Raw genomic sequence first — 12,689 nt, 5'->3', positions numbered from 1 at the left:
TCCTCACAGGATCAGTCGGGCGGCCGCCGCGCCCAGGCTCGCCGGCAGCGCGAGGACGACCGCCTCGGTGACGGCCATCGCCGCGCCCGCCCCGTCGAAGCGGCCGAAGGTCCACAGCAGGTAGGCCGACACGGTCAGCGCGATCACGTAGCCGACGACGGTCAGGGTGAGGAACGAGCGCAGCACCCCGCCGGCGGCCGACTCCTGGCCTCGGAACCCCACCCAGTACACGAAGCCGTGCATCAGGACCAGGCACAGGAGGACGAGCGCCACCGGGTGCCAGGGATCGATCTCCGCCGCGAGGAGCACGACCTCCTCGGTGGGCGCGATGTTGGCCGCGAAGACGACCGCCCCGGCCGCCATGAGCAGCAGCTCGCCGCCGTAGGTCGTGGTCGGGGTGCGCCGGCCGCCGGCTCCGAGCTGGCTGCGCGCGAAGGAAGCGCCGACGGCCGCCGGGAGAAGCGCGAGGCTGGTGATCGACAAGGCGTCCTGCCAGTTCCGCAGCGGCTCGATCACGGCCAGCACCCCGAGGACCAGCACCGCCGCCACCGCGGCCATCACGAACGCCACCCCGGCGTCGGCCAGGTACCCCGGCCAGCCGACGCCGGGCATCCCCGCGCCGAAGTGCTGGGACAGGAAGACGACGAGCACGACGGTGGCCACCATGAGCAGGGCGAGGCGGTACCGCGGGACGGACAGCGCCAGCGACCAGATCTCCATGGTCATCAGCAGCGGCAGTGCGAACAGCAGGGCGCCGCCGAACGCGCGGCCGCTGCTCTGGGCGAGCAGGTGCCGGTTCTCGTGCCGGTCGTGGTCCCGGGTCGACGCCTGCTGGTCACCCCGATCCGCCACCCGGCCAACCTAGAGGGGCGGCAGCCGGGGACACGGCCAGGGGGCGACCGGGGCCGTCCCCGAGGCGGCCAAGCGGCGACCGGCGCCGGCCAGGGGCCACCAAGGCCGACTCCGAGACGGCCAAGCGGCGACCGGCGCCGGCCCGGGGCCACCGGGGCCGACTCCGAGGCGACCAAGCGGCGACCGGCGCCCGCCAGGGGGCGACGAAGGCCGACTCCGAGGCGGCCAGGCCGCGACCGGCGCAGGCCAGGGGATGACCGAGGCCCGCTCCGGAGACGGGAGAGGCCCCGCACGGATCTCTCCGTGCGGGGCCTCCCTCGCGTTCAGCCGGCCCAGGCCCTCCCGGGAAGGGAGGTGCCCAGGTCCGGGATCAGCTGCAGCCGCTGGTCGAGCCGCAGCCCTCGCAGACGTAGCAGCTGCCGGCGGGGCGCATCTTCGTGCCGCAGGTCATGCACAGCGGCGCGTCGGTGGCGGTGCCGGTGACCAGCTCGAGCAGCTCGGCCGAGGAGTGGGCCTCCTTGACCGACTTGGGGCCGGCCGGGGTGACCTTCTCCTCCACCTTGGCGGTCTCGATCGGCGCGGAGCCGCGCAGCTGCTCCAGGTCGACGTCGTCCTCCTCGACCGCCGGGGTCGAGGCCGAGGTGCCGTAGGAGCCGGCGACCTGTGCGGAGCGCTCCTCGGCGGTGAAGATGCCCAGGTTGGCGCGCTTCTCCACCGGCAGGTGGTCCAGCGCCAGCCGGCGGAAGATGTAGTCCATCACCGACTGGGCGATCCGGATGTCCGGGTCGTCGGTCATGCCGGCCGGCTCGAACCGCATGTTGGTGAACTTCTGGATGTAGGTCTCCAGCGGCACCCCGTGCTGCAGGGCCAGAGAGATCCCGATCGAGAAGGCGTCCATCACACCGGCCAGGGTCGAACCCTGCTTGCCCAGCTTGAGGAAGACCTCGCCCAGGCTGCCGTCCTCGTACATCCCGGCGGTCATGTAGCCCTCGGCCCCGGCGACGCTGAACGACGTGGTGACGCTGGTCCGCTTCTTGGGCAGCCGCTTGCGCACCGGGTGCGCCAGCGCGGTGGCCGGCGCGACCTCCTCGACCGCGACCTCGGCCTTGGTGCCGTCGTTCTTGCCCTTGCCACCGGACAGCGGCTGGCCCACCTTGCAGTTGTCGCGGTAGATGGCCAGCGCCTTGATGCCCATCTTCCAGCCCTGGAAGTAGATGTCCGCGACCTCCTCCACGGTCGCCGACTCGGGCATGTTCACCGTCTTGCTGATCGCGCCGGAGATGAACGGCTGCACCGCGGCCATCATGCGGACGTGGCCCATCGGGGAGATGGACCGCTCGCCCATCGCGCAGTCGAAGACCTCGTAGTGCTCGGGGCGCAGGCTCGGGGCATCGACGACGTGGCCGTGCTCGGCGATGTACTCGACGATCGCCTCGACCTGCTCGTCCTGGTAGCCCAGGCTCTTCAGTGCCCGCGGGACCGTCTGGTTGACGATCTGCATCGAGCCGCCGCCGACCAGCTTCTTGAACTTGACCAGCGAGAAGTCCGGCTCGATGCCGGTCGTGTCGCAGTCCATCATGAAGCCGATCGTGCCCGTGGGGGCCAGCACGGAGGCCTGCGCGTTGCGCCAGCCGTTCTCGGTGCCGATCGCCAGGCACTCCTGCCACTCGGCGGTCGCGGCCTTGAGCACGTCGGCGTCGTCGGCCCCGACCGGGCGGATCGCGTCGTTGGCGGCCGCGTGCTTGCGCATGACCCGGGCGTGGGCATCGGCGTTGCGGGCGTAGCCGTCGTAGGCCCCGACGACCCCGGCCAGCTCGGCCGAACGACGGTAGGCGGTGCCGGTCATCAGCGAGGTGATGGCGGCGGCCAGCGACTGCCCGCCCCGGGAGTCGTAGGCGTGACCGGTGGCCATGAGCATCGCGCCGAGGTTGGCGTAGCCGATGCCCAGCTGGCGGTAGGCCCGGGTGGTCTCACCGATCGGGTCGGTCGGGAAGTCGGCGAAGCAGATCGAGATGTCCATCGCGGTGATGATCAGCTCGACGGCCTTGACGAAGTTCCGGGAGTCGAACGTGCCGTCGTCCTTGAGGAACTTCATCAGGTTCAGCGACGCCAGGTTGCACGAGCTGTTGTCCAGGCTCATGTACTCCGAGCACGGGTTCGAGGCGTTGATCCGCCCCGTCTCGGGGTTGGTGTGCCAGTCGTTGATCGTGTCGTCGTACTGGATGCCCGGGTCGGCGCACTCCCAGGCCGCCTTGGTGACCTTGCCGAACAGCTCGCGGGCGTCGACGGTCTCGATCACCGAACCGTCACCGCGGGCCCGGAGCCCGAAGTCGGTGCCCTCCTCGACCGCGCGCATGAACTCGTCGTTGACCCGGACCGAGTTGTTGGCGTTCTGGTACTGGACGCTGGTGATGTCCTTGCCGCCCAGGTCCATGTCGTACCCGGCGTCCCGCAGCGCGCGGATCTTGTCCTCCTCGCGCGCCTTGGTCTCGATGAACTCCTCGATGTCCGGGTGGTCGATGTCCAGGACGACCATCTTCGCCGCGCGGCGGGTGGCGCCACCGGACTTGATGGTGCCCGCGGAGGCGTCGGCGCCGCGCATGAAGGAGACCGGCCCGGAGGCGGTGCCGCCGGAGGAGAGCAGCTCCTTGGAGGAGCGGATCCGGGAGAGGTTCAGGCCGGCACCGGAGCCGCCCTTGAAGATCAGGCCCTCTTCCCGGTACCAGTTCAGGATCGAGTCCATCGTGTCGTCGACGGCCAGGATGAAGCAGGCGCTGACCTGCTGCGGGGAGGCCGTGCCGACGTTGAACCAGACGGGCGAGTTGAAGCTGAACACTTGGTGCAGCAGCATCCAGGTGAGCTCGTGCTCGAAGACCTCGGCGTCGCCCTCGCTGGCGAAGTAGTCGTGCTCACGGCCGGCCGCGCCGTAGGTCAGGACGACCCGGTCGATGAGCTGCCGCAGGCTCGTCTCACGCTGGGAGCTGCCGACCGCACCCCGGAAGTACTTGGTGGTGACGATGTTGGTGGCGTTGATGCTCCACTCGGCCGGGAACTCGACCCCGCGCTGCTCGAAGTTGATCGAGCCGTCCCGCCAGTTGGTCATGACGACGTCGCGGCGCTCCCACACGACCTCGTCGTAGGGGTGCACACCGGCGGTGGTGAACACCCGCTTGACCTTCAGGCCCTTGCCGCGGCTGGGGGCCTTGGCGGTGCGGCGGTTCCGGCTGGTGCTGAGGCGGTCGGCTGTCTCGGTCATCGTGCGAGGGCTCCCTGGGTCGGACTGGTGCGGTGGTGCTGGCGGAGCGGCTGGGGAAGCCGGCGGGGTGCCGGAGCCGGGTCGTGCGGTCTCCTCGTCGAGACCTGTCTAGCGGAGGGGTCGGACAGTTCTCACGGGCCGCCGGCGCTGCCGCCGTCGACTGGTCGCGGCCGCTCGGCAGCTCGCCGGCGGGTGGTCGTGCCGGTCGCGGGGCTCTCCCGGTCGCCGTCGACCGGGCCCCGCTCGGCGGGCGGCGCCTCGGAGGGCGTCGCGTCCGAGGGCTTCGCGTCGGAGGGCTTCGCGGCGCTGCGGGCCGGTGCACCGCGGAGCTCGGCGATCTCCTTCTCGAAGTCGGCGACCGAGGAGAAGCTGCGGTAGACGCTGGCGAAACGCAGGTAGGCGACCTCGTCCAGGTCGCGCAACGGGCCGAGGATGGCCAGGCCGACCTCGTGGCTGGGGATCTCGGCGCAGCCGGTGGCCCGCACGGCGTCCTCCACCTGCTGGGCGAGCAGGGCCAGCTGGTGCTCGTCGACCGGCCGCCCCTGGCAGGCGCGCCGGACGCCGGCGACGACCTTGCCGCGGGTGAAGGGCTCGCTCACGCCGCTGCGCTTGACGACGGCGAGGACCGCCTCCTCCACGGTGGTGAAGCGGCGCCCACAGCCGGGGCAGGAGCGTCGACGGCGGGTGGTCGCCCCCTCGTCGGTCTCCCGGGAGTCGATGACCCGGCTGTCGGGGTTGTGGCAGAAGGGGCAGCGCATGTCGATCTCCTCCTCCCCGAGGTGTCGTGCGGGGCCTGCCCACGGCGTCGTAAGACCGTGACCGGGCTCCCCGCCGAAGGCCGTGCTGTGGACTGCGCCGGGGACATCCGGTGGATGCGCCGGGGAGAACGTGTGGAACGGCTGTGGATGGCTTACAGCCCTGTAACTACTAGATGTTGTGGTGGAACCGTACGACCACCCCTACAGGTGTGCAAGCCCTGACGAGCGTGTCGTCTTCCGCATCTGCCCCGAGGACCCCGCCCGCCCCATCCGCGGCCACCCACACCGGGCTCGCCGGCCCCGATCGGGCAGGTCAGGGCCGCGACGCGAGGGCACGCCCGACACTCTCGGCGCACCGCCCGACCGGAGGTACGCCCACCGGCGGACGGCTCACGGGAGCTCGAGCACCTGGCCGGGGACGAGGTCGACACCGGGGAGGTCGTTCACGTCGAGCAGGGCGTCCACCACCGCGCGCCGGTCCTCCTCGGGCGCGATCTCCCCCGCGATGGACCACAGCGTGTCCCCGTCCTGGACCACGATCGTCGTCGAGCCCGCCAGCTCGAGGCCACCCCCGGCCCCGCCGACCTCGACCGCGATCGTCGCCGCGGCGACGGAGAGCCCGAAGGCGATGGACAGGCCGGCGACGACCCGCCGCCCACGCCGGGTGAGACGCAGGGGCGGCTGCTCGTCGCGACCACGGGCGGCGACCCGACCGGACCGCACCGACAGCCCGGCACACCCACCGCCGCGCACACCGCGGCCGCCGGTCGGGGCGTCGAGGCCCGTACGCCCTCCACCCACCCGGCCGGGCCCCGGTCGGACGACCGCGGGGGCCGCCGGCCGAGGCGCCCGCCGCAGCGCGGCGCCGCGGCCCGGCGCCGCCGTCCTGGGCGGACGCGTCACCGTCCGCCCGGTCGGGAACGGGAGGACGACCGCCGCGACGGGAGACGCAGCGGTGAGCTCGGGCTGGGGACTGGCCATCGGAGTGCTCCAGGGGTCTCACGGTGCCGGACGGTCGAACAGGCGTTCGAATCGAACGCCTGCGCGATGTCTACCGCACACCTCCGACAGGAACACGCCGACACGGCGACTCCTTCGAACACGTGTTTGAACGAAGGGCCCGGAGGCGATACGGTTCCGAGGCGATCGAGGGCGGCGTCCGCGGTCCCGGCTCGCCGTGGTCACACGGCTGTCGGTGCGGCAGAGCGCCGGGAACTGCTGCCGAGGCAGCCGGACGAGGAGGACACATGGCGGTCGACGGCCCGAAGGCGCGCGGCGGCACGAGTCCCTCGCGGCGTGGCGCGTCCAGCACGACACCCGCCGACGACGCAGCGCCGACGGCGGCGGGCGCCGCGGTGCGCGAGTTCCCCGACCGGTCCGCCGACGGCGACGGTCTGACCCAGCGGCAGCGCCGGGTGCTCGAGGTCATCCGCGACTCCATCGAGCGCCGCGGCTACCCGCCCTCCGTCCGGGAGATCGGCGAGGCGGTCGGCCTCTCCTCGGCCTCGTCGGTGGCCCACCAGTTGTCGGTGCTGCAGCGCAAGGGGTGGTTGCGCCGTGACCCGAACCGGCCGCGTGCGCTCGACGTGCGACTGCCCGGTGACGCCACCGCGACGGGCACGAGCGAGCCCGCCGCCGAGGGGCCGGCCGGTCCGGGCGCGGCCGGTGCCGTCGACGACGCCACGACGCCTCGCCCCACGTACGTGCCCCTGGTCGGCCGGATCGCGGCCGGCGGTCCGGTGCTGGCCGAGCAGGCGGTCGAGGACGTCTTCCCGCTGCCCCGCGAGCTGGTCGGCGAGGGCACGCTGTTCATGCTGAAGGTGGCCGGTGACTCGATGGTCGACGCGGCGATCTGTGACGGTGACTGGGTCGTCGTCCGGCAGCAGCCGACCGCAGAGAACGGCGAGATCGTCGCCGCGATGATCGACGGCGAGGCGACGGTCAAGACGTACAAGCGGCGCGACGGGCACGTGTGGCTCCTGCCGCACAACGACGCCTACGAGCCCATCCCCGGCGACGACGCCACGGTCCTCGGCCGGGTCGTCACCGTGCTCCGCCGGGTCTGACCCGGGCGGGCGGCGCCGGGCCTCCGTTCAGGTCGGGCGCCGCCGACGCGTGCCGCCAGGTCCTCGGCCGGGTCGCCACCGCGCCCGCCCTCAGGCCGGGCGCCGCCGCAGCTTGCCGCCCAGCCACACGAGGACGGTGGCCACGGAGGCGGCGATGAGACCGGCGGTCAGCGGCTCCACCCCACCGGCGGTCGCCAGCGACCCGGCCGCGTCCTCGGTGGCCGCCGCCGGGTCCGCCGGGGCGGTGCCCGCCAGGTCACCGGTGGCGGGCACCTGGGTGACCACCGCGGGCAGCCCCTCGCCGGCGACCAGCAGGTCCCGGTCGTTGGCCGCGAAGGTGATGGCCTCCCCCTGGGGTGCCTCCGGCAGCGGCACCCGCACCGGCGACCCGGCCAGCGCTCCGGCGACGTCCGAGCCGCTCAGCGGCCAGACGTAGGCGTCGGTGTAGGTCCGCAGGGCGATGCGCGAGCCGTCCGTGGAGACCGCACCACCGGTGACCATCAACTGTCCGGCCCGGCCCACCGGACCGCCCGGCGTGCCGGTCAACGTGAAACCGAGCGTCGCCACCTGGCTCATCGGCACGGTGGCCCCGTCGGCGAGGGGCGCATCGGGGCGGTACACGGAGCTGGCGCCGAGCACCTCCTTGGTCACCAGGTACGGGGTGCCGTCGGGCGCGAGCAGGAGCGCCTCGGCGTCGTGCGCCCCGTCGGGGTAGGTCAGCCTGGTCAGCACCGTGGTCCCGTCCGGGCGGAGGCCGATCAGCGCCACCGTCTCCCGGCTCTGCGCGTTGTCGCCGATGTCGGCGACCCAGAGGGTGCCGTCGACGGCGAGGGCGAGGTCCTCCGGGTCGTAGGGGTCGACCTCCGCGGAGCGCACCTCGCCCACCGCGCAGGCTCCGTCGAGCAGCAGCACCTCGACGCGGTCGCCGCCGTCGTTCATCGCGAGCATCGTGTCCCCGGCGCCGGCCAGGCCGGAGAGCTCGGGGAGCCGCGGGTCGGTGACCTCGCACCGGGTGACCGGCTCGCCGTAGGGAGCGGCCCCGTCGTCGGCAGCCGCGGACCCGGCCGGCAGCAGCGCGAGCAGCAGGCCGGCGGGCGCACAGAGGGCGGCGCCCGCCGCCGTCCTGCGGCGGGTGGCGCCGCTACGCCTCGGATCGGCCGGCTCTGGCACCGACCCAGCGTGACAGCACGGCAGCGTCCAGTGCGTGAACCACGCCCAACAGCAGGAGCCCGACCGAGAGCCCGACCACCGCGTCGGTGACCCAGTGGAAGTCCAGCGCCACCATGGCCACTCCCGTCGCCACCGGCCCCAGCACGCTGAGCAGCCAGGCGGCCCGCTGCACGCCGGCGGGCAGACGGTACTCGACGGCCTGCCACCGGGCCACGCCCCACATCAGGACGGCGTTCGCCACGTGGCCCGAGGGGTAGCTGGCCCCGTCCTGGTGGAAGAACGACCCGGGGAAGGCCGGGGCCGTGCGGCCGGTGCCCCACTTGAAGGCGTAGACCACGGTGGTGAGCAGGGCCAACGCGACGACCACCCGGACCAGCGGCACGAGGGTCCGCTCCCGCACGGCCAGCCAGGTGACCAGGCCGGCCAGCACGACGAGGATCGTCACCCGCCCGCCCAGCTGGGTGACCACCCAGATCGGCCAGTAGGCCCACGAGTCCCGCAGCGCCCAGACGCTGGTCACCTCGGAGACCCGCAGGTCCATCCGCTCCAGCCACCCGCGGCCCAGCAGGTTGACGGTGACCCCGACGGTGACCAGGGCGGCGAGGAGCAGGACCCACCACGGCGGCCGGCCCACGCCCACCACCCGTGGGACCGGCCGGTCGGCGGCGGTCGCCATGCGGTCCACCGCTCCCCTGGTCACCGCGTCACGGTACCGGGGCCGTGACCTGGTCGTGATCCACCGGGCGGTCCGCCGACCCCGCTGCCGCGGCGTGACACGTGTGCGCCGGCGGCAGCGGGGTCGCGCGTCAGTGCTCGACGGCCGGGGCCGTGAAGCCCTCGAGCTGCGCGGCCAGGCCCGCGTCGACCCGCGCGGTCAACCGGGTCCCGGTGGCCTCGTGCGCCTCCTCGACGACCTCGCCGTCCCGGTGCACCCGGGCGACCAGGTCACCCCGGTCGTAGGGCACGAGCACCTCGACGTCGATGTGCGGGTGCGGCAGCCGCTGGGCGATCACGTCGCGCAGCGCCTCGATGCCCTCGCCCGTCCGGGCGGAGACCCACATCGCCCCGGGGAGCGCCTGGCGCAGGGCCAGCATGTCCTCCTCGGTCATGGCGTCGACCTTGTTCACGACGATGAGCTCCGGCACGGCCGCGGCGTCGATCTCGTTGAGCACCGTGTGCACCGCGTCGATCTGGCCGAGCGGGTCGGAGTCGGACCCGTCCACGACGTGCACGAGCAGGTCGGCGGCGGCCACCTCCTCCAGCGTGGACCGGAAGGCGTCGACCAGCTGGTGCGGCAGGTGGCGGACGAAGCCGACGGTGTCGGTCATCGTGTACTCGCGCCCCTCGGGCGTCTGCGCCCGGCGGACGGTCGGGTCCAGAGTGGCGAACAGCGCGTCCTGCACCAGCACGCCGGCGTCGGTGAGCTGGTTGAGCAGGCTGGACTTGCCGGCGTTGGTGTAGCCGGCGATCGCCACGCTCGGCGTCGCGTTGCGGTCGCGGGAGTTGCGCTGCGTCGTGCGGGCGGTCGCCATGCCGGCGATCTCCTTGCGCAGCTTGCTCACCCGGGAGCGGATCCGCCGCCGGTCGGTCTCGATCTTCGTCTCACCCGGACCACGGGTGCCGATGCCGCCACCGCCGGCGACCCGGCCACCGGCCTGCCGGCTCAGCGACTCACCCCAGCCGCGCAGCCGGGGCAGCATGTACTGCATCTGCGCCAGCTCGACCTGGGCCTTGCCCTCCCGGCTGGTGGCGTGCTGGGCGAAGATGTCCAGGATCAGGGCGGTCCGGTCGACGACCTTGACCTTGAGCACCTTCTCCAGCTGGTTGAGCTGGCCAGGAGCCAACTCGCCGTCGCAGATCACCGTGTCCGCGCCGGTGGCTGCGACGACCTCACGCAGCTCGGCGGCCTTGCCCGAGCCGACGTAGGTGGCCGGGTCCGGCTTGTCGCGGCGCTGGATCAGCGCGTCGAGGACCTGGGAACCGGCGGTCTCGGCGAGCGCCGCGAGCTCCGTCAGCGACCGCTGGGCGTCGGCCACCGTCCCCTCGGTCCAGACGCCGACCAGGACGACCCGCTCCAGGCGGAGCTGCCGGTACTCGACCTCGGTGACGTCGGTGAGCTCGGTGCCGAGGCCCGCGACCCGACGGAGTGCGCCGCGCTCCTCCTTGACGTAGGAGCCGGTGGTGTCGTCGTCGGCGTCCCACTGGCCGGCCGGCGCGGGCTTGGTGTCGGGCATGCTCGCGAGCGCCTTGTCGACGCGGGCTTCGGCCCCGTCGAGGATCGCGCGGTTCTGGGCTGTCGTCATCGTCTCCAGCGTGGCACGCCCCTGCACGTGGGGCGAACGACTTGTCACATCACCTGTTGTCATCGCGGGGTACAACACCTCAGACGTCCGGATGCATCCCCAGGTACAGCGACCAGCGCTCGGCGCCCGGGTGAGCCGGCCGGGTGGCGTACTCGTCCAGCAGCCCGTACAGCCGCTCCCGGAACTCGGCCAGGTCTGCTGCGCCCAGCCGCAGCCCGATCCGGGTGCTCTGCAGCTGGGCCTCGCCCACGAGGCCCACCTCCTCCAGGAACGCGGCCAGCAGTGGGTCCCGGGCGGCTCCCGGCGCACTGGCGCCGTCCATCAGCCAGCTCTTCCCGGTCGCCCGGTAGGGCACCTCCCGGGCACCCCGGGCGCCCCGCCGCTCCCCCTCGGCGGCGAGGAAGCCGTTGTCGACCAGGGTGCGCACGTGGTGCAGCACGGTGGCCGGGTTGCGGCCCAGCCGAGCGGCGATCTCCTTGTTGGTCAGCGGCTCGTCCAGGCACAGCCGCAGGATCCGCAACCGGACGGCGGAGGCCAGGGCGCGCGCCTCGGCGTCGGTGGCCGGACGGCGCTCGCCGACGAACCGTCGCGCTCCCGCACCGGCCTCCGTCTCACCCATGCCGGCAGCGTAGGACGTCGCCGCGAGACAGTGATTGACAATCCCCAACCAGTAGCGGGACGCTGCGCCGGTGACCCGGGACCGGAGCCTGCTGCGGCACCACGACTTCCGCCAGCTGTGGGCCGCGGAGACGGTCAGCCAGGTCGGCACCCAGGTGACCCTGCTGGCCCTGCCGGTGCTGGCCGTCTCGCTGCTGGACGCGACGCCGCTGGAGATGGGCGTCCTGACCGCGCTGGAGACCGCCGCCTTCCTGCTGATCGGGCTGCCGGCCGGCGCCTGGGTCGACCGCTGGCGGCGCAAGCGGGTGCTGGTGACCGCCGACGTGGTGCGGGCCGTGGTGCTGGCGACCCTGCCGATCGCCTACCTCCTGGACGTCCTCACCCTCGGGCAGCTGTTCGTCGTCGCGGCGGCCACCGGTACGGCCACCGTCTTCTTCGACGTCGCGTACCAGAGCTACCTGCCCGCCCTGGTCGACCGCGACCAGCTCGTCGACGGCAACGGCAAGTTGGAGGCCAGCCGGGCCGTCGCCCAGGTGGCCGGCCCGGCCATCGCCGGTGGGCTGCTGCGGGTGATCGGCGCCCCGTTGCTGATCGCCCTGGACGCGCTCTCCTTCCTCCTCTCGGCGTTCTTCATCCGCCGCATCCAGCGCCCGGACACGGTCCCCGACCGGGCCGGGCGGCGGTCGCTGCGCGCCGAGATCGCCGAAGGGCTGTCCTTCGTCGTCCACCAGCCGCTGCTCCGCCGGATCGTGGCCTGCACCGGGACGTCGAACCTGTTCTCCACGATCACCACGACCCTGCTGGTGCTCTACGCACTGCGCCGGCTGGAGCTGCCGGAGAGCGCGCTGGGCCTGGTCTTCTCCGCCGGCGCGGTGGGCGGCCTGGTCGGTGCGGCGACGGCCGCGCGCTTCGCCCGCACCGTCGGCGAAGGCCGGGCGATCCCGCTGGCGGTCATGGTGGTGGTGCCGTTCACCGCACTGACCCCACTGGCCGCCACCGGCGCCCCGCTGGTGCTCCTGGTCCTCGGCCAGATCGGCTTCAGCTGGTCGGTGGTGGTCTACAACATCACCCAGGTCAGCTTCCGGCAGCGGCTGTGCCCGCCGGCGCTGCTGGGCCGGATGAACGCCTCGGTGCGCTTCCTGGTCTACGGCACCATGCCGCTGGGCGGGCTGCTCGGCGGCGTCCTCGGCACCTGGCTGGGGGTGCTGCCCACCCTCTGGATCGCCGTCGCCGGTCAGCTGCTGGCGGCCGGCTGGGTGGTCGCGAGCCCCCTGATGCACATGCGCGACCTGCCCGACGGGCCGGACGCACCGGCCGCCGGGGTGCCGACGGTGCCCGAGGCCCGGGCGTCGACCGCCGGCAGCGACCCCGAGCGGTCCGGCTGACCGGCCGGCGGATTGGCCGGCCGGGTGCCGGGTAGGGCGGCGGGGACACGGTCCACCGCTCGAGAGGACGACGATGACCAGCCCTGACGAGGAGATCGACGACCCCGGCCGCGACCCCGCCGGCCTCGACCCGCCGCGCAACGTCTTCGGCGGCGCCGACCAGGACACCGGCCGCGGCGAGCCCCGCGGCACGGGGAACGTGGGCCCCGGCGACAAGCCCGAGGCGCCCACCGACGACCCCGAGACGCGGGCCGACGAGCCCGACCGTCCCTGACCGGCGT

Annotated in this window: 11 protein-coding genes; 3 read left to right on the top strand and 8 right to left on the bottom strand. The window is 73.4% G+C overall.

Translation table 11 applies throughout. The features are described from left to right. Positions 1 to 3: 3 nt before the first annotated feature. The 4 genes from FB380_RS13030 to FB380_RS25995 all read right to left on the bottom strand — a co-directional run bounded on the left by FB380_RS13030 (position 4) and on the right by FB380_RS25995 (position 5,589). Positions 4 to 852, bottom strand: a complete 849-nt coding sequence (locus FB380_RS13030) for a TIGR02587 family membrane protein (protein ID WP_166755399.1) — start codon at positions 850 to 852, stop codon at positions 4 to 6. Positions 853 to 1,222: 370 nt separating this feature from the next. After that, positions 1,223 to 4,108 carry a vitamin B12-dependent ribonucleotide reductase gene (locus FB380_RS13025; RefSeq protein ID WP_166755398.1) on the bottom strand — a complete coding sequence of 962 codons (2,886 nt, stop codon included), beginning with the start codon at positions 4,106 to 4,108 and terminating at the stop codon, positions 1,223 to 1,225. A 131-nt stretch (positions 4,109 to 4,239) separates the two neighbouring features. After that, positions 4,240 to 4,866 carry a transcriptional regulator NrdR gene (gene nrdR, locus FB380_RS13020; RefSeq protein ID WP_166755397.1) on the bottom strand — a complete coding sequence of 209 codons (627 nt, stop codon included), beginning with the start codon at positions 4,864 to 4,866 and terminating at the stop codon, positions 4,240 to 4,242. 390 nt (positions 4,867 to 5,256) lie between these two features. Further along, entirely contained in the window at positions 5,257 to 5,589 is a 333-nt protein-coding gene (locus FB380_RS25995; protein ID WP_166755396.1) for a LysM peptidoglycan-binding domain-containing protein, read from the bottom strand. 524 nt (positions 5,590 to 6,113) lie between these two features. Here FB380_RS25995 and lexA point away from each other — a divergent pair. Continuing rightward, positions 6,114 to 6,932, top strand: coding sequence for a transcriptional repressor LexA (gene lexA, locus FB380_RS13010; protein WP_166755395.1), 819 nt, complete (start codon positions 6,114 to 6,116; stop codon positions 6,930 to 6,932). A 90-nt stretch (positions 6,933 to 7,022) separates the two neighbouring features. On the opposite strand, the gene FB380_RS13005 is transcribed toward lexA, so the two are convergent. From FB380_RS13005 to FB380_RS12990, 4 genes are all read right to left on the bottom strand, one after another. Then, positions 7,023 to 8,102: a hypothetical protein gene (locus tag FB380_RS13005; RefSeq protein WP_229682257.1), complete on the bottom strand. Its 1,080-nt coding sequence runs from the start codon at positions 8,100 to 8,102 to the stop codon at positions 7,023 to 7,025. After that, complete coding sequence (locus FB380_RS13000; RefSeq protein ID WP_229682258.1) at positions 8,074 to 8,802, bottom strand: phosphatase PAP2 family protein; 729 nt, start codon at positions 8,800 to 8,802, stop codon at positions 8,074 to 8,076. The genes FB380_RS13005 and FB380_RS13000 overlap by 29 nt, the downstream gene beginning before the upstream one ends. A 106-nt stretch (positions 8,803 to 8,908) precedes the next feature. Continuing rightward, complete coding sequence (gene hflX, locus FB380_RS12995; RefSeq protein WP_166755394.1) at positions 8,909 to 10,405, bottom strand: GTPase HflX; 1,497 nt, start codon at positions 10,403 to 10,405, stop codon at positions 8,909 to 8,911. Positions 10,406 to 10,484: 79 nt separating this feature from the next. After that, the gene (locus FB380_RS12990) at positions 10,485 to 11,024 is read right to left on the bottom strand and encodes an ArsR/SmtB family transcription factor (protein ID WP_166755393.1); all 540 of its coding nucleotides are present in this window, start codon (positions 11,022 to 11,024) and stop codon (positions 10,485 to 10,487) included. A 70-nt stretch (positions 11,025 to 11,094) separates the two neighbouring features. Here FB380_RS12990 and FB380_RS12985 point away from each other — a divergent pair, with 70 nt between their 5' ends. Beyond that, positions 11,095 to 12,408 carry an MFS transporter gene (locus FB380_RS12985; RefSeq protein ID WP_166755392.1) on the top strand — a complete coding sequence of 438 codons (1,314 nt, stop codon included), beginning with the start codon at positions 11,095 to 11,097 and terminating at the stop codon, positions 12,406 to 12,408. Between the two features lie 73 nt (positions 12,409 to 12,481). Continuing rightward, positions 12,482 to 12,682, top strand: coding sequence for a hypothetical protein (locus FB380_RS12980; RefSeq protein ID WP_166755391.1), 201 nt, complete (start codon positions 12,482 to 12,484; stop codon positions 12,680 to 12,682). The last annotated feature ends 7 nt before the right edge of the window (positions 12,683 to 12,689 follow it).

Origin of the sequence: Modestobacter marinus, from assembly GCF_011758655.1 — a bacterium.
Taxonomy (GTDB): domain Bacteria; phylum Actinomycetota; class Actinomycetes; order Mycobacteriales; family Geodermatophilaceae; genus Modestobacter; species Modestobacter marinus.
This window is presented reverse-complemented; position numbering and strand designations above follow the sequence as displayed.

Bases quoted from the DNA above. Each gene is read 5' to 3' on its own strand.
- FB380_RS13025 (WP_166755398.1), bottom strand. From the start codon at position 4,108: ATGACCGAGACAGCCGACCGCCTCAGCACCAGCCGGAACCGCCGCACC.
- nrdR (WP_166755397.1), bottom strand. From the start codon at position 4,866: ATGCGCTGCCCCTTCTGCCACAACCCCGACAGCCGGGTCATCGACTCC.
- lexA (WP_166755395.1), top strand. From the start codon at position 6,114: ATGGCGGTCGACGGCCCGAAGGCGCGCGGCGGCACGAGTCCCTCGCGG.
- hflX (WP_166755394.1), bottom strand. From the start codon at position 10,405: ATGACGACAGCCCAGAACCGCGCGATCCTCGACGGGGCCGAAGCCCGC.
- FB380_RS12990 (WP_166755393.1), bottom strand. From the start codon at position 11,024: ATGGGTGAGACGGAGGCCGGTGCGGGAGCGCGACGGTTCGTCGGCGAG.
- FB380_RS12980 (WP_166755391.1), top strand. From the start codon at position 12,482: ATGACCAGCCCTGACGAGGAGATCGACGACCCCGGCCGCGACCCCGCC.